At 49.3% G+C, this 24,179-nt stretch carries 16 protein-coding genes; 6 read left to right on the top strand and 10 right to left on the bottom strand.

Annotated elements, in window-relative coordinates; genetic code table 11:
* Positions 1–31 precede the first annotated feature (31 nt).
* Entirely contained in the window at positions 32–1,063 is a 1,032-nt protein-coding gene (locus IOQ59_RS07860; protein ID WP_193952717.1) for an MBL fold metallo-hydrolase, read from the bottom strand.
* A 331-nt stretch (positions 1,064–1,394) separates the two neighbouring features.
* Between IOQ59_RS07860 and IOQ59_RS07855 the strand changes: the two genes are divergently transcribed.
* Entirely contained in the window at positions 1,395–3,104 is a 1,710-nt protein-coding gene (locus IOQ59_RS07855) for an HAD family hydrolase (RefSeq protein ID WP_193952716.1), read from the top strand.
* Between the two features lie 61 nt (positions 3,105–3,165).
* Here IOQ59_RS07855 and IOQ59_RS07850 read toward each other — a convergent pair whose 3' ends face one another.
* Positions 3,166–3,936: an enoyl-CoA hydratase gene (locus tag IOQ59_RS07850; protein ID WP_193952715.1), complete on the bottom strand. Its 771-nt coding sequence runs from the start codon at positions 3,934–3,936 to the stop codon at positions 3,166–3,168.
* Positions 3,937–4,303: 367 nt separating this feature from the next.
* Here IOQ59_RS07850 and IOQ59_RS07845 point away from each other — a divergent pair, with 367 nt between their 5' ends.
* From IOQ59_RS07845 to IOQ59_RS07825, 5 genes are all read left to right on the top strand, one after another.
* Positions 4,304–4,960, top strand: coding sequence for an Hpt domain-containing protein (locus tag IOQ59_RS07845; RefSeq protein WP_193952714.1), 657 nt, complete (start codon positions 4,304–4,306; stop codon positions 4,958–4,960).
* Positions 4,950–5,924 (top strand): diguanylate cyclase domain-containing protein, encoded by a 975-nt coding sequence (locus IOQ59_RS07840; protein ID WP_193952713.1) that lies wholly within the window; start codon positions 4,950–4,952, stop codon positions 5,922–5,924. Before IOQ59_RS07845 ends, IOQ59_RS07840 begins: the two co-directional genes overlap by 11 nt.
* Before the next feature lie 199 nt (positions 5,925–6,123).
* Entirely contained in the window at positions 6,124–7,209 is a 1,086-nt protein-coding gene (locus IOQ59_RS07835; RefSeq protein WP_193952712.1) for a response regulator, read from the top strand.
* 20 nt (positions 7,210–7,229) lie between these two features.
* Positions 7,230–8,036 carry a phosphate/phosphite/phosphonate ABC transporter substrate-binding protein gene (locus IOQ59_RS07830; RefSeq protein WP_193952711.1) on the top strand — a complete coding sequence of 269 codons (807 nt, stop codon included), beginning with the start codon at positions 7,230–7,232 and terminating at the stop codon, positions 8,034–8,036.
* A 13-nt stretch (positions 8,037–8,049) separates the two neighbouring features.
* Complete coding sequence (locus IOQ59_RS07825; RefSeq protein WP_193952710.1) at positions 8,050–10,944, top strand: HAMP domain-containing sensor histidine kinase; 2,895 nt, start codon at positions 8,050–8,052, stop codon at positions 10,942–10,944.
* Between the two features lie 177 nt (positions 10,945–11,121).
* Here the strand turns inward: IOQ59_RS07825 and IOQ59_RS07820 are convergent, their stop codons facing one another.
* From IOQ59_RS07820 to IOQ59_RS07785, 8 genes are all read right to left on the bottom strand, one after another.
* Complete coding sequence (locus tag IOQ59_RS07820) at positions 11,122–13,479, bottom strand: ATP-binding protein (RefSeq protein ID WP_193952709.1); 2,358 nt, start codon at positions 13,477–13,479, stop codon at positions 11,122–11,124.
* A complete protein-coding gene (locus IOQ59_RS07815) occupies positions 13,472–14,020 on the bottom strand; it encodes a heme NO-binding domain-containing protein (RefSeq protein WP_193952708.1) in 549 nt (182 codons plus the stop codon). The genes IOQ59_RS07820 and IOQ59_RS07815 overlap by 8 nt, the downstream gene beginning before the upstream one ends.
* Positions 14,021–14,052: 32 nt before the next feature.
* Positions 14,053–17,421, bottom strand: a complete 3,369-nt coding sequence (locus IOQ59_RS07810; RefSeq protein ID WP_193952707.1) for a PAS domain S-box protein — start codon at positions 17,419–17,421, stop codon at positions 14,053–14,055.
* Between the two features lie 21 nt (positions 17,422–17,442).
* A complete protein-coding gene (locus IOQ59_RS07805) occupies positions 17,443–18,570 on the bottom strand; it encodes an FIST signal transduction protein (protein ID WP_193952706.1) in 1,128 nt (375 codons plus the stop codon).
* 118 nt (positions 18,571–18,688) lie between these two features.
* On the bottom strand, positions 18,689–19,516 hold the full coding sequence (locus IOQ59_RS07800) for an HDOD domain-containing protein (RefSeq protein WP_193952705.1): 828 nt from the start codon (positions 19,514–19,516) through the stop codon (positions 18,689–18,691).
* A 246-nt stretch (positions 19,517–19,762) separates the two neighbouring features.
* Positions 19,763–21,400 carry a fatty acid--CoA ligase gene (locus IOQ59_RS07795; RefSeq protein ID WP_193952704.1) on the bottom strand — a complete coding sequence of 546 codons (1,638 nt, stop codon included), beginning with the start codon at positions 21,398–21,400 and terminating at the stop codon, positions 19,763–19,765.
* Positions 21,401–21,529: 129 nt separating this feature from the next.
* A complete protein-coding gene (locus IOQ59_RS07790) occupies positions 21,530–22,768 on the bottom strand; it encodes a DcaP family trimeric outer membrane transporter (protein WP_193952703.1) in 1,239 nt (412 codons plus the stop codon).
* A gap of 102 nt (positions 22,769–22,870) precedes the next feature.
* Positions 22,871–24,076, bottom strand: a complete 1,206-nt coding sequence (locus IOQ59_RS07785; RefSeq protein WP_193952702.1) for an ABC transporter substrate-binding protein — start codon at positions 24,074–24,076, stop codon at positions 22,871–22,873.
* Between the last annotated feature and the right edge of the window lie 103 nt (positions 24,077–24,179).

Here is a 24,179-nt window from a genome sequence, read left to right as displayed (position 1 = left end):
CCGCCATCACACTGACGACGGTCGTTATTCTTCAGATACACCGATACTGGTGAACATCGTTCTCATCCAACCAGCGTTCAATCTTTTGTTCTGCCAACAGATAATTCAGATGGGCCAGACATTCACCACCCCCTAAGAACAGATCGAAGATCGAGAGCTTACGCGGGTAAAGGATCTCCACCAGCTGCATCACGTTTCGCGCATCTGCACAGGACTGCAGCAACAGGTCCAACGTTTCAATATGCCCCTCAGTGAGCTGATCCAAACGACGATGCAGACCAAAAAACGGGTATTCGTGAGAGGGCAATACCAGCGTATCATTCGGCAGTATCTTTAATGCATCGAGCGAGCCGAGCCAGTGATTCAGTGGATTACCATCAGGATCCTGCGCCCGGGTACTCACATTCGAGCTAATCCGCGGCAGCACCTGATCGCCGGAAATCAGCACGCCCTTATCAGCGCAGTATAGCGATGCGTGCGCTATGGTATGGCCTTCAGAGACAATCACCTGCCAGCGCTCACCTGCGATTGAAAGCGACATCCCGTGAGATAACCACTGCGGATCTTGAGGCAGCACATCAAAGAGACCAGCGATCGACCCGCTGATATCCAGTAACGTGGTCGCCTTCTTCGCATCCATCCCCATATGATGAAAGAACTGAACCCGATCAACCTGCTCTTCCGGTTCAGGGGCGTGAGCCTCTGCCAGAAAGTGGGTGGCAAAATCATATTCAGGGCGCGTGATCAGCAGAGGAGCATCCCAGTAACGACACAACCATCCCGCCGCTCCCAGGTGATCAACATGGGAATGGGTGGCGATAACCCGTGTAACCGGCTTGCCTTGCAGGTGTTCATCAAATACCGATTCCCATACCTGCTCAGTTTGAGGCCCGGCGATACCACAATCGATCGCCACCCATCCATCGCCATCTGCCAACAGGTAGAGGTTGATATGGTCTAACTCAAATGGCAGCGGCATACGTAACCAGAGAATACCGGGGGCAATCTCAACCACAGCCCCTTTAGCGGGCGTATCAAAGTCAGCGGCGACGACTGCGTTCATAGCAACCTCATTCACAGATAGGAAACAGATCGGTCTCTTTACAACAACCAGAATAAACAACCAGTCTGCAACGCTATTCCGCAGTGCACAATATCAAAAACAGTCATTTAGTTAACTTATTCGGACAGACCCTCACCTCATCAAAGCCCGCCTTCTAAAATATCGCGACTCCTTTCAGGCCCTACTGACTGATGGCGCTTACCCTTTCATACTCGTGCAAAAACAATCTCGAATAGATTTCTACGTCCTCTTTCGTGACTCGCCTAAATCGTCGCATATACTTAATCCAATCGGCTTTGCATTCCATTGACTCCAAGAAAGGAATCTCATTATGGAAAGACCAGACCTCCCCTTCCCAAAAGTCATGCTGTTTGACTGGCATGGCACCCTCGTAAACACCCACGAGGCCATGTACCAAGCCATTGAAGAGATGCTGTCTCAGGTAGACGAATTGGATCTGGTTCGGCATCTGCGTCCTGAAGCTGAAGCAAAAACCAAGGAAGACGAGAAACTGCTGCGTTATATTCGCATCTTCCGCCACCTGCATCCGCGCGTACTGGCCGAACAGCGTATCTCCCGTACCGACATATTTGATGCCCTGTTTGGCGAAAACGAAGAAGCCAATGCTATTGCCCATCACGCTTATAACGAGTGTTATCGCAACCACTACGGCAAGGTGTATCCGTTTCAGGATGGCGTGTACGACTACCTCTGCTATCTTAAAAAACTGGGTATCAAAATTGGTGTAGTGACCAACCGCAGTCGTGAGTTTCTCGACCACGAACTGGCTCATATCGACAATGGACGCTGGAAAAACCTGTTCGATACCAGCTTGTGTGGCAATGAAGCACGCCGTTATAAACCCGCACCTGACCCACTTATTGAGGCCATTGAATCGCTGGATGAATCGGTAGGCAAGGAAGTTTGGTATGTCGGCGACAGTCTGACGGACATGATCACGGCCAGTAAGGCCGACATCACATCAATTTTTTACAACGGTGCCTTATGGGATGCTGAGTGGTTTGAATACACCTTCTCGGTGGTCGACCATGATAAACACCGACCGGACCATATCGTCCACAGTTTTGACGATCTGATCGATCAGGTTGAAGCCGCGCAAGGCCCCATCGATTCCTCCCTCACCGCCCAGCGCCCAGCCCGACTAGCACCTTTACAGCCGCCACCACCACGGGAAGAGCCCGACTGGCATCCCGCCTTGGCAAAATTGACCTATCCAAGAGTGGTACTGTTCGACTGGCACGCTACGCTGGTTGATACACTGGACGCGATGTACCACGCCGTGGACGATATGTTGAAGGAGCTGCGCGAACTGGGACTGCTTGATCATCTGGTTGAACCGGATCACTGCAAGTCACCCGATGATATGCGACTGGTTGAATATGTCCGTGACAACCTGAGCCTGCACCCTAAGATCAAGCTGGACCGGAAGATCTCGCGCACTGACATTTTCGAGATTCTGTTTGCCGACAATCAGGCCGCCAAGCAATTGGCCCATCAAGGATTCACCAAACACTACCGCAAGTATTACGGCACCGCGCTTCCCTTTGAGCCCAAAGTAAAACAGGTACTCGAAGGTCTGCGCGGTCTGGGGTTAACCGTAGGCGTCATTACCAACCGAGACCGGGAGTTCTTTGTGCATGAACTCAATACCATCGATGGCGACGGTTGGGCAGACCTGTTCGATACCGATATCTGTGGCGATGACACAGTGAAACGTAAACCTCACCCTGATCAGGTGTTCAAAGCGGCAGACAATCTGGATATCCCGCTGGGCGCGGATGTTTGGTACGTAGGGGATAGTACAACCGATGTAATTGCTGCCAAGTCCGCCGGGATCACCAGTGTATTCTTTAACGGTGCACTCTGGGATCAGCCCTGGCTGAATAAGATCTTTCCTGGCAACGAACGCTACCCGCACAAGCCCGATGTTGTGGTGAACGATTTCTCAGAATTCTGGGCAATGATGCTCAGCTGCCGCCGTAAACACCATGAAAAACTCGCAACCGATGAATCGCAGTAATTGAAGATGGAGACAGCTTAACTCCTCGCTGTCTCCATCTTCAGTGCCGTATTAGCTTTGCTTAGCAGGCACTAAAGTCGGGGGCCCGTTTTTCCAGAATCGCAGTAATCGCTTCCAACGACTCTGGGGATTGCAGAGCTTGCTTAAACTGCGCCATCTCCGCTTCAAGCGTCTCTGCCAGCGTGCAATCTTGTGATGTTTTTAACAGTTGTTTACCGTTTAACAGGGCCTTGGGCGGCATCTGCGTTAACGCTTGAGCGGCACTCAACGCATGCGCTAAGACCTCATCTGCAGGCAAAACCTCGTTCACAATCCCCAACTCACGGGCACGGTCTGCCCCGAAGACTTCTCCCATCACCACCAACTCAAAAGCCACCCGATGACCTAATGTCTGCGGTAACAACAGACTGGTTCCGCCCTCTGGCACCACCCCCAAACGGGTAAATGGCAGCTGAAACTTTGTCTCTGTCGCACCAAACACCAGATCACAGTGCAGCAGCATCGATGTACCGATGCCAATCGCCAGACCTTCCACAGCGGCAATCACCGGTTTCTTCATTGTGGAGATCGCCTGCAGAAAATGCAGCGCAGCCGATAGTTTTTCAGGCTCTGCCGTGGCAGTGAGGAAATCCCCCAGGTCATTGCCCGCAGTAAAACATCCGCCTTGCCCGGAGAGTACAACTACTCTGACCGCAGGGTTTTCATCGGCATCCAGCAACGCCTGAGTCAGTTCCTTATACATCAGGAAGCTCAACGCATTTTTCTTTTCAGGCCGGTTCATTTTGACCTGCAAAATACCGTCACCTGGTTCAACCAATACGTACTCAGACATCATTGTAATCCTTCATTGATTCATTGGGAGTGGTTATCACTCTGCATCGACTAGTTTCAACTCGCAATGGCAATGACGGCCGTTGTGATGACCAATTCGGACAGCAAAGAGACTGGCCAACTTCATCAGCCATATCTAATAAATCGATTCAGAAAAACAACCTACCTAATACATACACGAAGGAAACAGAAACAAAGCGTCTCTGCCTTAGCTTGTCAGAAAGCATTTATATGCTGATGAGTATACTTTTACACTTTATTCCAATAAATTCGATATTCTAAATATTAAATCGGATCTGCCGATAACAACGTGTCTATAGATAGACTTTCACAAGTTTTAATGGCGGTAACGTCTCGGTAGGTTGTAAGTGACTGGATTTAGCTGTTCACAATCGGATAATAAGGGCTTAAGTGACCAGAAAGCATTGATAGTGGATGACTTAACATTCATTCGAACGGATAGATTACTCACTCTCTACTCAGGAGACGAAGTACAGGTCCGACGCTGCATTAAGGTATTCTGCCAATCGTTTAACAATTGGGAATCACTCTACTCTGAGGCCTGCAAGCGTAAAGACTCTGCGTCGGCCCGAAACCTTGCTCACAGATTAAAGGGTGCGGCAGCCAATATCGGAGACGTGTCACTGGCTGAACGGGCGCGCCAGCTAGAAACAAATCACCGCGAAAACCAATGGTCCGGCCACGACAGCCTCCTTTATTTATTCAGTGAACACCTTACACAGTTGAATGAAGCGCTACATGATTATGAAGAAAGTACTCATAAAACTGCAAGCGCCTGCGTTAACCGAGACAGCGCTCTGCAGACGCTTTCGGACTTAAAGCAATCACTTCTCAAGCATCAACTGATAGATGACGACCTTATTGAAAACATTCGCACGCTATTGCACCTGAACTCAGTTAAGGAGCAGGCAGAACAACTTCTGCTATCGCTTAATGTCTTCGATTACCCTTCAGCACAGCAACAATGCGACAACATTATCAGAGAATTAAAAAATGATTTTTGAACGCTCACGAATTCTTGTAGTAGAGGATGATCCAACAAGCCTGCGCATGCTTGCAGAAATTCTTCGTCATGAGCACGAATTGATCATCGCAACCAATTGCAACGATGCCCTTAAATTACTGGCAGAGAAACCAGATCTTATTTTGCTGGATCTCTACCTTGGTGAATCCAAAGGTATTGAGGTTCTAAGCAGAGTCAAAGCTGATCCCGAGCTTCAAGATATCCCCGTGCTCTGCGTCACCAGTTCGACTGAAACCAACGATATAGAAGAAGCGTTCCACTTTGGCGCTGTAGATTACATAACCAAACCGTACAATGAGATTATTCTGCAATCCAAAGTTAACACCTTTCTCGATCTCAGCCGAAAGACCGCACTGTTACATGAACAGGCAAATACAGACGCACTAACAGGGTTGTCTAACCGTCGGCAGCTGGATGCACAATTGCCACAGCTGTGGTTACGCATGGCAGATGAAGCAAAGCCAATGGCTGCCATCATGATTGATCTGGATGATTTCAAAGGGGTGAACGATTATTTTGGACACCCGGTCGGAGACGCCACGATAAAATTTGTCGGTTCAACCCTCGCACAATGCGTTGATCCGTTTTCTGATTTGGTATTCCGAATAGGCGGTGATGAATTTGTCGTTCTGCTACCAGGGGTTGATTTTTCAGGAGCGCTGAAATTGGGTGAAACCATCCGCGAAAAGGTGGAAGTGAGTTCACTCGACATGCTGCCCTCTGCTGGAGAGGAAGGAGGCTTTCGCCTATCCGGTATAGAAATCACAGTATCAATAGGGATTGCCTCAGCCTTGGCGATAAAAACTGTTTCTCCTTTATTACTGATAGAGAAGGCTGATGCTGCGCTGTATCAAGCCAAAGAGGCAGGTCGCAACACCGTCTACCCGAAATCCGAACCTAAACGTATGGAAGCAACGGCCCCGGACTCATCCAGCCTTAGCTAAGGCTGATGAAAATCCCGTCAAATTCAAACAAAATAAAAAATATTACAAAATCACAATACCCTGCATGCTTCTAGATTAGGGGTATTGTGATAGAACAACAAAACATAAACAAAACGGATCTGTTCTTCCAAATCTCAAGACAGCATCGTAGTATCCGCGTTAGATATAAGTCCACTATCAGTGTTAAAAGGGGTAGGAAATGAAAGAGGAAAAGGTCATTCTGGTAGTAGACGATGAACCAATCAACATCGTTGTACTATCCGATCTACTCAAAACTCAATATAGAGTATTGGTTGCGACCAACGGTGAGCAAGCATTGCTAAGAGCTCACTCCGATCCTAAGCCAGACCTCATTTTACTCGACATTATGATGCCCGGTATGAGTGGCCTGGAAGTGTGCCAGGCGCTGAAAGAGGACCCCGAGACACAAGAGATCCCCATCATATTTGTCTCCGCTATGAGCGAAGAGATGGATGAAACTCATGGTTTAGCCACCGGAGCGATTGATTACATCACCAAGCCTATTTCACCGGCTATTGTCTCTGCCCGAGTAAAAAACCACTTAGAGCTACAGGCTGCACGCAAAAAACTGAAACAACAGAACGAGTTGCTGGAAGAGAAAGTGCAGCAGCGCACTCAAGAAGTTCAAGTGACTCGTGATATCTCTATTATGGCACTTGCCTCTCTGGCAGAAACCCGCGATAACGAAACTGGGGCTCATATCCTGCGTACCCAACGCTACGTTAAGGCGCTAGCGCTTGAACTGCGGAAGAATCAAAAATATAAAGATCAACTTAGCGACGAGACGATCGATCTACTTTTCAAATCTGCACCTTTACATGATATAGGCAAAGTAGGTATCCCAGACAGCATCCTTCTTAAGCCAGGCAAACTGACGGATGAAGAGTTCACTGTGATGAAAACACATGCTGAACTAGGAAGCGATGCCCTGCTCAGAGCAGAAGAGGGTTCAGACGATCAGGATTCTTCGTTTCTTCGCTACGCTAGAGAGATTGCCCAATGTCATCATGAAAAATGGGATGGCAGCGGATATCCGGCGGGGCTTACGGGCGAAGCAATTCCTCTCTCAGGCCGCCTAATGGCGGTCGCCGATGTTTACGACGCATTGATCTCAAAACGCGTATACAAACCTGCTTTCGATCATGACAAAGCCAGCGGCATTCTTAAAGAAGGACGTGGTAACCACTTCGATCCAGACGTGATTGATGCATACATAATGATCGAAGATCAATTCCGACAGATTGCAACCGATTTCAAAGATTAACTTCGCAACGAGGAAAACAGATGAAAAAACTAGCATCCCTGTTTGTCGCCACTCTACTCAGCACCCCAACGTTTGCGGATACGTTTACTGTGGGTGTCGTTCCTCAGTTTGACGTCAAAACCCTACACCAAATCTGGGATCCTATCCTTCAGGAAGTATCACATCGTACCGGTCACAGCTTCAAACTGAAGGGATCTCCTGACATCCCAACCTTCGAAAAAGAGTTTGCGGAGGCTAAGTTCGATTTTGCTTACATGAATCCTTACCACTACACCATTGCTCAGCACTACAAACCTTTACTGCGAGATACCGGACGCAAGCTTTTTGGCGTATTGGTGGTAAAGAAGGGAAGTGGCATCAACTCACTTGAGCAACTGCAGAACAGCACTATCGCGTTTCCAGCTCCTAACGCACTGGGTGCATCTCTAATGATTCGAGGAGAGTTAAAGGAAATCTACAACATCGATTTCACGCCCAAATACGTTAAAACCCACTCATCCGTTTATCTCAATACCGTGCTTGGTCGTACCCTATCAGGCGGCGGCGTGCAAAAGACCTTCAACAACCAAAAAGCCGAGATAAAAGAAAAACTGGAGATTCTTCATCAAACCCAAAAGGTATCTCCACACCCCTTTGTCTATAAAGCAAGTCTGCCTTCCAATGTGGTAGAACAAGTTAAAGCTGCGCTTCTGAATATGGCCCAAAACGCCGACACACAAGCTCTTTTGGCAAAAGTACCCTTTAAAAAGATTGGTCTGGCAACCGATGCAGACTACGACGACGTACGACGCTTGAACCTAGAGCGCTATTACGTCAAGCCAAACTGATACGGACGGCGGAATGAACCTCAACGGAAAAATTGTTTCTCCAGTCGTGTTTTGTCTGGCTGTGTTCCTGATACTGATAGAGTTTGCCTTTATCCCGTACTTTGAACAGAGACAGCTGGAGGCGATCATCTCAGGAGAGCAATCTGAACTTGAGGTACTGGCGCCGATTATTGCCGAAGAGATCATCGCGGGCGACATTGCAAAGATTTACAGCATCCTTGCCCAACAGGAAAAAATGCACGCTGACGAGAGCGGCGCTGGCATCACCCTGCGCGATGCCAGCGGTATGCAGATCTACCCTATGCATGACCGCTCCGCGGCGATCAATAAAAGCCAAGATGATTATCGTTTTCTCACACAGAAAGTCGATTGGGGTAACGAATCTATTGGCCTGCTCACATATGGTCTGGAGATAAAGCGAGAACTGAAACAGGTTCACGAGCAACTGGCATGGCTACGCATCGCAACCATCACGTTATGTTTGGTTATTATCTTGGTCAGTGGCTGGTGGATTCGCCGCCTGATCGTGCGCCAGATCGTCCAGCTTCGCGATGCCGCTCAGGAACTTGAGAAAGGCAACTACGACAGTGCGCTAGAGGCTGATACCTCAGATGAAATAGGCGACTTGATTCGGTCGTTTAACAAAATGCGCCTGACAATCAAGGAGAAAAACACCAACCTAACCGCGGCTATGCTTCAGGCAGAAGAGGCAACTAAAACCAAAGGTGAGTTTCTGGCTAACATGAGTCATGAGATCCGCACACCGATGAATGCGGTTATAGGTCTTAGCTTCCTAGCCTTGGAAACAGAACTATCGTCCAAGCAACGAGACTACCTCACCAAAATTCAGAGTTCCGCAAAAAACCTACTCGGCATCATCAATGACATCCTCGATTTTTCCAAAATCGAGGCCGGCCACATGGAGATAGATCACAGCAGCTTCCGTCTGGATGATGTCCTGGAGTCTGTATGCACGGTGATTGGACTCAAAGCCGAGGAGAAAAACCTGGAGTTACGGATACAGCGTGACTGTCGTATCCCCTCAAACCTTATGGGCGATTCGCTCCGTCTGACCCAGATACTGCTCAACATTGCTAATAATGCGGTAAAGTTCACCCATGCAGGAGAAGTGAGTGTCACCGCTCGGCTGCAGGCCCATACCGGAGACCAGGTTCAGATACGCTTCGAACTGAAAGACACCGGCATTGGCATGAGTCAGGATCAAATCAGCCGCTTATTCTCCTCCTTCTCTCAAGCGGACGCATCAACCACGCGAATTTATGGTGGAACGGGATTGGGGTTAGCAATCTGCAAACAACTCAGTGAGTTGATGGATGGCACCATAGAAGTTCACAGCACGCCTGCTCAAGGAAGCCTGTTTTGCGTAACCCTCCCATTCAGCATTGACCACCAAAGTACTTCAACCAATCATCATGGCATTTTTGAGGGCAAGCATGCAGAAATGATCAACTGCAACGAGCAGATTGCTGAAACGCTTGCCAGCTTCGGTCTAAAAACCCTAAATAACGCACCAATATCTACAAACGACTTAGATGCACTGAAAGAAAAGCTCCAACAAACGTCTGCAGACTTATTGATCCTTCAGGACTCAACCTCGGACCAACACAGTCTTCTCAACCTTATCAATACGTTTCATACTAGCGTTGTAGGTGAAAAGCAAATTCCAATGCTAATACTTACCAGTACCAATAACGCGAAGGCTGTAAACAACCAATCCGAAAGCCCACAAGTGCGTGCTCTTTCTTCCCTCGTGACGCCCTCGAGCATCTTTGACGCACTCGCTGAAATAATGGACCTCGTACGACTTTGCGATACGCAAAACAAAACAGAGGACCTCTCTCGACAAGGGATTGACCGCTTGCTGGGCGCACACGTGTTGTTGGCAGAGGACAATGCCATAAACACAGAAGTTGCACGTAATATGCTGGAGCGATTAGGCGTTAACGTTACGACCGCTGAGAATGGCGCTGAAGCAGTTAACAAGCTACAGAATCAAACCGTGGACCTCGTGCTCATGGACATACAGATGCCCGTGATGGACGGCTATCAAGCCACTCAGCAGATCCGAAAAATGCCTCAGCATAGTAACCTACCGATTATTGCGCTGACCGCACATGCCATGAAAGGAGACCGCGAGAAGAGCCTGAAAGCGAATATGAACGGCCATTTGACAAAGCCGATTGATCCAGAAGAACTCTACACTGAGTTAATTCGATGGATTGACCCTAAACCAGAACGCTCTTCTGCTAAGACAGAGGAAACAGTGAGGCCCTCTGCCCTCTCCGCCTACGTTCTGCCTACAGAGCTTCCCGGCATTGATATCGACTCCGCTCTTAAGCGCCTTTCGTATGATAAAGCACTCTACGGATCTCTACTGACGCGATTTTTTCAAGAACAATCCTCCACACCGCACGTCTTACAGGATCTGATGCAAAAAGGTGATTTGGACTCGGCCTATGCGTTGGCGCATAAAATTAAAGGCGCTGCAGGCAATCTAGGCATGAAGAATGTGCAGGGCTGCGCCACAGCTTTAGAGCATGCTCTTAAGCTGGATAATACAGAGCACGTTGACGTTGTACGTGAGTTTGAGGCTGCGCTACAGGAAGTACTTTTGGCCATTTCTCAGATGCTGGAAACCAATACGGTAAGTACACCTGATAACATTAATGAAATTGAGACCGACAAGGTACAAAGCCTTATTGATACGTTACTTCCACTTCTTAACAGCGGCGATATTGCCTCACTAGAACAAAGTGACAGCCTGTTAAATCAACTCAAAGACACTCAATATGAATCACTTGCCAGTGATGTACGAAAATATACGCACAACTTTGAGTTCGAACAGGCCGCCAGCCAGCTTAGTGAGTTGCACCTCGGGTTAGAATAACCCTGCCGCGTCACACAATATTACATCAAGCGCTGGCAATGCCATCTTGAGTCTCGATACAAAGGACCTGTATCAGGCTTTGCTGTAAAACAGCCCAATGGAAGGATGAAGTCATCCTAGGTTTAATCCTGGTTGATAGAAAGGGCTTTGAGCTTAGGGAAATCTATCGGTCTCCCCTTATTCTCCTTGCATCAAGTGCTGCAACATAGTGTTTATCTGTTCAGCGGCGATATCAAATTCGAAGTTCTGAATGCTATGACCAAGAACAGAACCCATATCTGTCGCCAAATACCCACCCGCTTGCCCAGATAACGCTGAAAACTGCTCAACAGCCGCACTATCACCACACTGAACCAATGCTAACAGCTCACTCAGACCCGCTACCAATACCGCTTTATCGGTCTCGTCAGAGCGCGGTATCTCCTCCTTTTTATCCCGTCGCGTCAGATCATCAACGCGCTTGATCAGTTGTTCCATTGTTATGGCAGATCTACTAACGAGCTCTTTCAGCTTAGGTGTCGCCTGCATTGCCTGTACTTCAATTTGTTCCATAAGATGGTGCAACGCCATCGCCCCAAGCGTACCGGATACACCTTTTATATTGTGGACCAACTCACCCAACCCAACAAAATCGCGTTGTCTGTATAGCACTTGCAGACGTTCAGCCACATCGCCTTCTCGTCCTAAAAAGCTCTGTAACAGCGAACGGTAAAGCTCTTCATTACCAGATAAGCGATCCAGTCCCTGCTCATAATCTAACACCACAGGTGAGACTAACGCAGCCTCCTGCCCCCCTCCGGGAGACACTCTATGTTGTTTAGCGTCCTCCTTTACATGAGGAGCGGGAATCCACTTGCGCAAGGTTTTCACGAGTTCATCCGGATCAATGGGCTTGGATATATGATCGTTCATCCCGCATTTAAAGCTTCGCTCTAAATCAGACGCCAGTGCGTTGGCGGTCAATGCTATCACTGGTAGGTCTTTGAATCTGCTCTGGCCACGAATCGCTGTCGCGGCAGCATATCCATCCATCACGGGCATCTGTACATCCATCAACACGACATCAACACGATGCTGTTCAAGATAATCCAGCGCCACCCGGCCATTTTCTGCTTCCCCGACCTGAGCACCAAAATGCTCAAGCATAGCTCGGGCAATTTCCATATTGATGAGATTGTCTTCCACAAGTAGAACCCGAACACCTCCTAGCAAACAATCTTGTTCTGCTGAAGCGATATCCGTTTTTTTGTTCTTACCAATGCTTAGCAACTCACCCACTGCCTGCAATAACGACGAACGTGTGTCCAATGTATTGACGCTACGTATCGCAACACCAACAGGCTCTGATACCGGCAGAGTAGATTCAGGATCCAGTAACAATATCCGTAAAGGTTTAGCCTGCTCTGAATTCAGCAGGCTAAACTCAATGGAATCATGATGTTCTGGCAGACTCTCCAAGAACAGAAGGTCTGGGGAATAAGAATGCAGGAGGCTCTTTAATCCCTGTATCGGATTTGTGACTATATGATTTTCCACCTTCAGCCCCAGATGATGCAATTTATCCTGAAGAGGCTCGGATAAATTGATACCCGCCAAACACATATCACTGAAAGCACCAGGACTCTCAAGCTCAGACGTTGGTTTTAGCGGCAACCGGACGCAAAAACACGTGCCTTTATTTGGCTGACTTTCAACACTGATCGTCCCGGACATCAACTCAACGAGCTGCTTGGAAATCGCTAATCCCAGTCCGGTACCACCAAATTTACGCGTAATGCTTTCATCCACTTGTGTAAACGGTTCGAAAAGGTGATCAACCGCGCCAGCGACCATACCGATCCCCGTGTCTTTCACTCGGAACTCGAGATACCGCTTCCCTCCAGCTTCAACCAAAGGAGAGATGAGCACGCTAACTTCACCATGGTGAGTAAACTTGATCGCATTACTAAGCAGGTTGGTTAATACCTGCTGAATGCGTAGTGCATCGCCCAAATGACAATCAGGTATGCTGAAATCGCGACTGACACTAAGCTTTATTCGCTTTCGCTCCGCTTCATACTGGTTAACCGTATATATTTGCTGAAGCAGCTCATCAAGGCTGTACTCATGTTCATCTATCAGGAGCTGACCTGCCTCCACCTTAGAGAAGTCGAGAATATCATTAATAATCCCCAAAAGGCTTTTCGCAGACAGGTGCAGTTTTTCTAGTCGATCCCGCTGATACGGTGACAGCTCTGACTGAAGCACCAGATAGGCCATGCCAATAATCGCATTCATCGGGGTGCGAATTTCATGGCTCATATTGGCAAGAAATGCACTTTTATGGGCACTGGCCTCTTCAGCAAAACTGAGCGCTTGCTGAAGTTCCAAGGTGCGCTCACGGACAAGCGCCTCTTGATCAATCAACAGCTTACGGAGACTGGTATTAGCATCAAACAACTCTGATGCTTTGCCTTCTAATAACGCCTCAGCCGCTTTGCGCGCAGCTTTCTCGCGTGCCAGGCGTTTTTTTAGGCGCTCAACCTCATCACTCATCAGCCACTCGAATATCGAAATCGGTTCTATACATGGACTCATCCTGACTGGAGGTAAAGCTAATTTCCAATACTTCATCGAAGTATTGGGCACTGCCCTTGATTAACCCGAGCGCAAGGTTCGAGAAAGGACGCCGTGATTTATAATGCATCACCAAGTGCCCTTGACTCTTACGTTCAGTTGAAAAGTGTGGCAGCTCAGCATCGGGATACAGCTTCAAAACTTCCTTATGTACTGTGCCATCAACACTTTCCAGAAAATCCAGAGTTGTTGCATAACCCTCCAGCATCACTGGATACTTTCCACCCAAAACGCCAAACATATGCGTACCGAAAGCCTCAATCAGCTCATCAACCGGTACATTCACCTGTTTGCTCAGCGCCATCACCAACTGAATCATCTCTTTATAGTCGTAATAGCCGACTGAGGTATAACTGCCTCCCGATGCCAGGTTGCAGCTGTCCAGCACATCATCCAATAGATCTTCAGAGAATTGTGTCTCTACCATCTCCATGAATTCAGTAAAAACAATACCAAGCATCGTGTTCCCCTAATGTTCAGTTGAATGAGTTTTTATAGTTCTAGCAGTTCATTAAGTAAAACTTGAGCGTGTTCAAAATTAAATCCTTGTGTCGCCTCCTGCAACTCTTGAACTAATTTTTGTTGCTGCGAACTGAGATTTCCGCATCCTAAAAGCTCTGCTGCCGTCTCCAATGCATTTATGTCTCCACTTTCCAGCAGCGGCTGTAGCTTTTGCAGTATTGCCAATAAATCCAGACCTTGTGCTATAGGTCGCTTTTCTTCAGCGCTTTGGTTCTGCACTTGCTGAATTACTTGCTGCATAGACTCTGCCGTTTCTGCACTTGCCTGCTCGACATCGAGTAACAGCGAAATGCCACCATCCTTTGGCAATGCGTTCAAAGCCTCCAATTGCGCCGCTACCGCCTGCAACCGGCTTGCACCTAGTGTTGCTGCTACTCCTTTAAGGCCATGAGCATATGCCCCCAAGCCATCAAAATCTTTCGCTCCAAGATGGTGCTCAATGCTTGCGAGCAAATCAGAATAGTTCGTAAGGTACTGTTGTAACAGTTTCGTATAGAGCATCTGATCACCAGACACCCTGCTCAGGGCAGACTTAATCTCCAGACCGGGAAGCTTATTCGGCAACGATGTAGCAGGTACTTCAAGGACAGACTCGGATTCCATGTTCACCGGAATAACACGCGTCCATTTAAGCAACGTCTGGAACAAACGGTCTGGATCAATCGGCTTAGTGATATGATCATCCATTCCCGCTTCAAGGCTACGCTCTCTATCACCACTCATCGCGTGCGCGGTGAGAGCAATGACCGGAAGGTGCGCAAAACGACTGTCGCTGCGCAAGTGAGCAACGGCAGTATAGCCATCCATAACGGGCATCTGCAGGTCCATCAAAACAACATCAAAGATATGTTCTTCCAACAACTCCAGCGCTTCTTGCCCATTGACCGCGCACAGTACGCTAGCACCCATTTTCTCGAGCATGGTTTTCGCGACTTCCGTGTTGATCGGATTATCTTCAGCTAACAGGACCGTCATCCCCCGCAACTGTCCCTGAACTGCCTCTCGGGAAACCAGCTGGGGCTCGGGAAGCACCTTCAGATTCGGCTTCAGAACGTCCTGCAAGGTATCGAATAGTGTTGATAATGTGATCAGCTCAGAACAGGTGCGGATATCAAATCCCACCACCCCCTGAGAAAGCGCCCTCGCGTTGCGGGGCGAAGTGAATACAATGGTAGGCCACATCCCTATTTCCGGTAAACGATCACGCAAGCTGGCAAGGTAATCGAGTATCCCAAAGCGATTGTCCAACGGATCCACGACAATGGCTGCATCAACAGGCGTAAGGGCCAAAACGTCTGGGAGATCACTCAAAACCTCCAGATCAAGCGAATAGCTACTTAAAGCAAGACCCAACCGCTGAAGCTGTTGCTCAAATTTTGCATCCCCTCCAAGCAATAACAGACGCTTCCCAGCAAACTGTTTATTTAGCTCAGTGTCAGCACCTGCGACTATAAATGGAAGTTCAACGCTGAAGGTTGTTCCTCGCCCAGGTGTACTTCTAATGCCGATACACCCGCCCATCAGTTGCGTTAATTGACGGCAGATAGACAACCCTAAGCCCGTCCCTCCATATTTTCGTGTGGTGCTTGTATCTGCTTGGGTAAAGGCTTCAAAAAGTTTATCCTGATACTCTTCTGAAATTCCAATGCCTGTATCTTGCACCTCAATCGCCAACCGCAGGTAATGGTCATCCAGCTGAACGACTTCCAAGCGGACGGTAACAGCCCCTCGCTCTGTAAACTTGACGGCATTGCTAATCAGGTTGACAAGAATCTGGCTAACCCGAACCGGATCCCCGATCAGTTGGTCTGGAATATCAAAGCTGCGGCTCATACTGAAACTCAACCCCTTGTCCTCAGCATGGCCCTGATTCAGGTCGTATACCTCTCGCAATAGCTGATCCAGACTAAAGCGCACGCTTTCAATATGCAGGCTGCCCGCCTCTATCTTAGAGAAGTCGAGAATATCATTGATTATGCCCAGTAGGTTTTGAGCTGAACCTTGTATCTTTTCTACGTAACCTGCCTGTTGTCTATCAAGCTCTGTGGTTAACGCCAGATGGCTGAGCCCAATGATGGCGTTCATCGGTGTACGAATCTCATGACTCATATTGGCCAAGAACTCGCTTTTCGCGCGGGTCGCAGCCTCTGCTCTCTCAAGTGCTCGCTGCCGCTCCAGCTCATCCTGCCTACGTTGGCTTATATCCTTGAACACGGCCACTGAACCAAACGCCTGTTCATCATGAATCAGTGGCACTGAAGTGACCTCCACCGGAAACCCTTCACCACTCTGACGAATAAAATACTCCTGATCAGAGTGGTAATTTTCTAACGTCTCATTAACCCGTTTAATGGGGCAGCGAGATGCAGGGAGTGGCTCACCGTTAGCCCGACGATAATGGATCAAGTCGTGAATCCTGTTACCGGTCAGCACCTCTTTTGGCCACCCTAAGAGCACCGATGCTTCATCGTTCACAAAGATGCAGGTACCGTCATTGTCTAGTGCATATACACCCTCGCCAAGGGTGTTTGCCAACTTATCGAGAAAGCGTCGTTCATGCTCGAGCTTTTGCTCCAACACCTTTTGTGCTGTGATATCAGTACGAATAGAGATATAACGCTCGGGTTTTCCATCTTCTCCGATAATCGGAGTAATCGTCGCGGATACCCAGTAGTCGCTGCCGTAACGACTGCGGTTTTTTAACTCACCGTGCCAAGTATCGCCTCGACTAATGGTTTGCCAGAGATTGTGGTAAAGCTCAGCATCATGCTCATCAGATTTAATTACCCGATGATTCTGCCCCTTTAATTCCTCTTCACTATAACCGGACAGTGCACAAAACTGTTTATTGGCATAAAGGATATTTCCCTGCGCATCTGTGATACTCACAATGGCGTGTTCGTCTAATGCATACTTCTGGTATTCAAGCTCCATCTTCGCCAACTGACTTTCCTGCAACAGCTGAGCAAAAACGTCCGGCAACTCGTTTGCCGCTAGCTTGCGCGCGTCTGGTCGGCGACCAGATGAAGTAAGGAGGCTTTCGATGTTATCCTCCAACGAGTTGATCAGTTCCTGCTGTATATGAGCTTCGGTTCGTAAGGACTCATTGACGCCATCCAGCTCCTGATGAGTCTGTTGTAAGCTAGCGGTACGCAGCTTGATATCCCGATCAAACTGCTTGTAGCTTTGATTAACCTTCTCCAGAAGAGCACTAAAAGCCGCAGCCGGATCAGGCCCCCTCAGCAGTTCGCCAACGATAAGCTCTATCTCACCAGAGCCACGAGGTACCTTCTCCAGTTGACTGGTTAGTTTGAGTTGGCGAGACAGTAGCCGGTGCATTCGTTTTCCCTTAAATTTCTCTTAGTTTTCTGACACAACGGTAAGCGTCATCGTCTGGTTGTGCAGAAAGCAGCCGCTCACATCTTCGCCAGGAGAGATTTCGCCATAAGAATAATAACCAGTGGTCGTCGTACTCTCACCCAGAATCCCTTTCACTGCCTCAACCTCTGCGGCAACCTCGTCACCCATCACCAGCTTTCGGCCCACACAACTAACCAGTATCGCCAGCCTGTTCTGTTCTTCGCCACCGATATGCAGAGCGGCTTGCCCTGCACCATCAATCAAACCGTCTATAGACGTATGCATCAGACGCAAATAGCCATCAGGATCAATATCACCAGCTAAGGTCAGACTCCCCTCTGCCTCATCGATACCAAGAATGGTACGGATAACCCCTTCCTCCCGCTGCTCAGTGGACAACATCTCCAGAGGAAACAGCAGCGCAGACGAAGGCAAGTCGCGGGCGTATTCACCCAGATAACGTTTATAGAGATCAAGAGCTGGCTTACCGTCTAACTCATACAGAATATTGCCATCGCTGCGCGTTACTTTTCGCCGCGGACCAAAAGCCTCCCAGCCGCCAAAGGAGCCGTGTTCGATCGTCAGCGAATCGCCATATAGCGCCACAGCACTTAGGTGGTCCGACTCAAGGCCATGCGGCGTAAGGCACACCGTACTCACAAAATTCGCATTGTCCGCCGCAAGCCCACCGCTGATCGGAAGGTCACCGCCCAGTATAGACGTCATGCCGTTAACGATGGCGCTACCGTTCACATTGACCCCGGGGCACAGCACGAAAACGGCGCGAAGTCCTGCCTGATCGATTTTCTCGGCCAGCGAGACTCCGGCCGCCCACGAATTTTTTATCCCGCCAACTGGCGTAGACACCACCTCACAGCGAGCATTATCAAAACTAATCTCATTCACCACCGCCGTGTTTTCAAACACGCTTTCATCCAATATTTCCCCGGCTGTTGAGCATCCCACTAGCACAGACCTTGAGTAAATCCGACACAGTTGCTGATAAAAACCCTCACTGCGCATCACGTCAGGGGAGGCAAATACCAATACCAGATCAGGCGACTCAAAAATGCTTTTTATGGGCTGAGATAAAGAATCAGCATCTAAACTGTATTGTTCAACACGCATCGTAATCCTTCTCGTTTGCGGGGTAATAAATAGAATCCAGCACGCTTAACCGCCTTGAACTCACTGCCCATAGTGATAGCATCCATCCCAAGGCTGGTGGTTCACCCTTTAGCCTCAATTAAGCTTGCATCTTCAACAGAATCTCGTCGCGGAATTCGATAAAGTCCGCCTCACTAATAGCCAAAACATTAAGTGGGGCTTCCATATCGCTGATGATAGGAGTATCCGGCTGATTTACACGCCAATAGGTACGGTACTTTCGGCTGACCTCTTTGGACAGCAGGAGAATGCTGAGCAGCATACGAGACTGTAGCTTTTCTTCACAGGTATCTCGCAGGAAGCTGCTATAGTTTGGCTGTTCCAAGATAGCCGAGCATAGCCCTTTAGGAAAATTCCATTCGCTCGCCACCTGAAAACCCAGATTGTAATGACTCGAACCAAAGGTCTCCATCTCAGCACCATGCAACAGACTAATGTTCTCTCCCTTGATATTGCTTAGAAAAGACTTAAAGTCTTCGAAGTTCCCCATCATCAACGGAATACCGCAATCATGTAACATCCCTATCGTATACGCATCATCTTCGTTGATGTTTGAAAAACGACGTGAAAGAACACTGCAGATATAAGCAACATCTTCGCTGGTATCCCAAAATCGGTCCAAGCGCCCGATCTCCGACAGACTATTCCGAAGCGCCGTCAAGCGGACAATACTAAACACACGATTGATCCCCAGTAGTGACACCGCGTGCTCTAACGAAGTGATCTTCTGTACCAAACCCAAATAGGGATTATTAACCGCGGCAAGTACAGCTGAAAACAGGGCAACATCGCGCTTTAAGGCAGCACAAATAGCATAAATATCGGGGTTTTTCTCTTTGGTAAGGTGAGCAAATTGTAGAAAAACTTCGGGACGGGAAGGGATAACACACTTCTTGGAAACGGCCATTTCTAATCCTGACAGACCTGATGTAGTTATAGCGAATACAACATCGCACTGCCAGCGTGCATTTTTTGAATAATCATGTCAATTTTTAGTGTTATGCCTTGGTATTGAGCAGTCATTCTAGTGCCGAAAAGCAAAAAAGGACCGGTACATCGCACCATGCACCGGCCAAGATCGATATCAGGAGATATGATTATTCAAATGGTGATCACGACACAGGGAAGCCGCGATCACCGGAGGGGCCGCGAATCAGACCTGTTCGCGAATGAGCTTCTTGTTGATCTTACCGACACTGGTTTTCGGAATTTCAGTGACAACATTGATGTCCTGCGGAATCGCCCACTTGTTGATACGGCCGCTATCCACAAACTGCGTCAGATGCTGCTGGATCAGCTCAGCGCTGATATCAGCTCCTGCCACCGGTACCACCATCGCCAGCGGGCGCTCGTCCCATTTCTCGTCCGGAACACCCACAACCGCCACTTCGCCCACGCCTTCGTGCTGGCTGATCAGGTTTTCCAGTTCCAGCGAAGAGATCCACTCGCCGCCGGTTTTGATCACGTCCTTGATTCGGTCTTTGATCTGCAAAACACCCGTTTCATCAATTGAGCCTACATCACCGGTATGCAACCAACCGTTCGCCCACAACTCTTCGCCCTTTTCCGGCTCTTTGCTGTAGCCCTGTGTAAGCCAAGGGGCACGCACAACCACTTCACCCATCGCTTCACCGTCATGTGCCACATCGTTGCCTTCGGGGTCCACGATACGCAGATCCACCATGCCACAGGGCATCCCGGTTTTGATGCGTATTGGCATCTGATCAGACATATCGAGATCACGCGCATCGGTATGAAGATACGTGGCCGTCAGCAGCGGACAGGTTTCTGACATGCCGTAGGCGGTATGGAACAGAATTCCGCGCTCAGCCATCTCTTGCGCCAGCCCCAACGTAGGTGCGCTGCCGCCAGTCAGCAACTTCCAGCCACTCAGGTCGGTATCTTTAGCTTCATCGCAACCCAGAATCATCTGCAACACGGCCGGTACACCGTGGGAGAACGTTACTTTCTCATCGCGGAACAGTTTCACCAATTTGTTCGGTTCATAACGTCCCGGATACACCTGCTTCACACCCATCATGGTCGCCACATACGGTACACCCCACGCATGGACGTGGAACATCGGTGTCATTGGCATATACACATCATCGGAACGCAGCAATGGCAGACCTTCATACGCACCCAATGTGGTTGCCATATTCAACGTGTGCAGTACCAGCTGGCGGTGACTGAAGTACACGCCTTTCGGATTGCCGGTGGTACCGGTGGTATAAAACGTGGTCGCGATGGAGTTCTCATCAAAGTCAGGGAAATCATAGTGATCACCTGCATCAGCCAGCAGGCTTTCGTACTCACCTACGGCATTGAGACTGGTTGATAGCGGTTTGCCGTCATCACACAGCTGAATATAGCCCCGCACCGTCGGAAGCTGATCGTTCAGAGATTCAGCAATGGCCAGAAAGTCATCGTGAACCAGTACCAGATCGTCTTCTGCGTGGTTCATGGTGTAGGCGATCTGATCCGGGCTCAGGCGAATGTTCACATGATGCAACACGGCTCCGATCATCGGCACAGCGAAATAAGCTTCCAGATAACGGTGACTGTCCCAATCCATCACGGCTACGGTATCGCCCGCGCCAATACCGGCTTCAGTTAACACATTCGCCAGCTTACAGATGCGCTGGTTTAACGTGCGGTAGTCGTAACGCACCTGATCACCGTAAACGATTTCACGGCCCGGCTCGTAACGCTGACCGGAGAGCAGCAGGCTTTTGATCAGGAGTGGATACTGATATGCGCTTGGGGTTGGTGCGAGAATTTTAGTATTCATCGTGGTTGACCTATTGGTTTTATTATTGTGTTTTGTGGCCCTCTCCAGAGTGATTATCCGCTCTGAAAAGGGCATTTTGTCGCTGTGCAGTTGATCAATTTACCCCTGATCACTGCACAGCTAAACGATTTAGAATAGATAACGCGCTGAGAGCTGCACGGTATCCAGCTCTTTTTCTGTGCCGGATGAATCAACCTGCCAGTTGGCATATTCGATGCCGTACTGCAGTTTAGGGCTTGGCGACCAGATCAGGTTTGCATGAAAAGACTGGCTGGAATCAGGCACGGTGCCATAAGGGTTATCATCCGCTTCCGTGCGCGAGAACATCACGTTTGAACGCAGATGACTGTTCCAGAAATGGCGGTAGGCCAAAGACGCACCCCAAGAATTAAAACCCTCCAAGCCCGTAGTCGACCCGTTCACATCAGGGTAGGTCACCAGCCCCATATAGCGCCCCAGCTCACCGTAGTTAAACTGCATACGCAGATCATCACGACCAACCGTTGGGAAACGGGCGGACAAGCTATACGCCGTACTCCACTCTTTGTCGTCACCATCAACCACTTCGCGGGCCAGCATGCCGACAGAAGCGTGACCCCACTGACCGTCAAAGTTTGCGCGGGCGATCAGGTCCGGCGTACTTTGATCATCGCCACCGTCCTCCGGGTTTTCCAGTGCAAACATCAGGCTGCCACCGTCATACGGCTGGGTATAACGGACTTGTGCCTGACGTACGAACAGCGCCGAGGCATGCTGACCAAAGGCGGTTAACTCACCCAGGGCATACAGATCCATAAAGGTGGACCATGTCTGACCCACCAGCACGTTGCCCCAGCTGCCATACGCATGACGCAGACGCAAACCGTGACCATTGGCCGCCAGTTCACTGTCGGTGGTACCGTAGAAGTCTGCTTCCAGATGGGTTTTCAGCGTTTTACCCGCCACCGGCGTCGCGGTTTTAATAAAGAATCGGGATTCACGCGCAGACAGATCCACACGATCATCCTTGCTGCTATCTGCACCTTTGACATGGGCTGCAGCCAGCAAACCGTTCTTACCGTTTACACCGTTGGTGGTGTACAGAAGGTCACCTTTGATATAGCCGCCGATCTTAACGCTGGTGTCTCCAATGGAGATTGCGCCACCTTTGCCGGTTGTGACTGCTGTTTTCTCGACGGTTGCGACTTTTTCGTCCGTCTTCCGCTGGGCGGCCTTGATCTGCTCCAGCGCCTGCTGCAATTCCATAATCTGCTGTTGTAGCTTTTCAACGTCAGCTGTTGCTGCTTCGGCTACTGTTGTCATCGGCAGAACGGCTGCCAGACTCATCGCCACAATCAGTTTTTTTGGAGAGAACTTCACTTTACTCATCCGGAGGAATTCCTGTGCTTTTATTATTTTTAGGTAGCCTTTCCCCTGCTCAGTAGAAAACGGTAAGAGCACTGGGGAGAAGGCTTGGAGAGGTTCTGGAGATTACTTAAAGTCGCATTGCGCCAGCATGGCACCGTAGGCCTGATCGCCCGGGATCACCTGCTCAATCTCAAAGATGTCATCTTCGTTTTTGCGCTCATCTGCTTTTTTGATCCGCACCTGGAACATGTCATGCACCATACGGCCGTCATTACGCAGGTAGGCATTACGGGCAAAGAAATCATTCGGCTTGGTGGATTTCATCTCACGCATCACAGCATCCGATTCATCGGTGCCAGTCGCCTTAATACTGTTCAGGTAATGCATCGTGGCGGAGTAAACACCTGCATGCGCCATAGATGGGATGCTGCCATGACGGGTTTTAAAGCGTGCGGACCACTGACGGCTGGCGTCATCCAGATCCCAGTAAAAACCGGTGGTCAGTTTCATGCCGCCTGCAATATTCGGGTCCAGCGCCTTGGCATTCTGGGTAAACACCAACAAACCCGCCACATCCATCATTTCGGTCAAACCGAATTCGGCAGCAGTTTTCAGTGAGTTCACAAAATCTCCCCCGGCATTCGCCAATGCAACCACATCAGCGCCAGAAGATTGCGCCTGCAGGATATAGGAAGAGAAATCCGTAGTTCCCAGCGGCACGCGTACTGAACCCACCACCTCACCACCGTTTTTGCCGATCACACCAGACGCCACTTTCTCCAGTGCATGACCAAAGGCATAGTCAGCTGTAATGAAGAACCAGCGTTTTTTACCCGACTGCACCATCGGCTTCACAGTACCCTGCGCCAGAGCAACCACGTTGTAGGTCCAGTGAGCGTTATACGGGCTGCAGGATTTCGTGGTAAACGCATGGGATGCAGAGCCGGTGATCATGGCGATCTTTTTCGCATCGGTGAGCACTTTAGTGACAGCGCCGGTCACCGAAGATGCAACCAGACCAGTCACCACATCGACTTCCTGATTTTCTACCCATTCACGTACTTTGGCGGAACCGATATCCGGTTTATTCTGGTCATCAGCGCTGATCACCTCAATCGGTTTACCCAGCACACTGCCACCAAAATCTTCTACCGCCATGTTCACTGCGGTAACACAACCGGGACCGCAAACATCAGCGTACACACCACCCATATCCCCCAGTACACCAATCTTCACTTTGTCGTCCGAGATACCTTGGGCCTGCACCGCAGAAACGGACAGTGCCGCGGTCATCGCAACAGTCAGTAGAGAGGGTTTCATCGTTTTCATGAGTCTGTTCTCCAAACAACATTCTTATTTTTATTTAGGGAGCTCCGAGGCTTATGAACTCAACGCCGCGGACAGATCCATTCAACAAAAAGACTTTGGCAAC

The sequence above is a fragment of the Pontibacterium sinense genome, from assembly GCF_015209595.1.
GTDB classification, from domain to species: Bacteria; Pseudomonadota; Gammaproteobacteria; order Pseudomonadales; family Balneatricaceae; genus Pontibacterium; species Pontibacterium sinense.
This window is presented reverse-complemented; position numbering and strand designations above follow the sequence as displayed.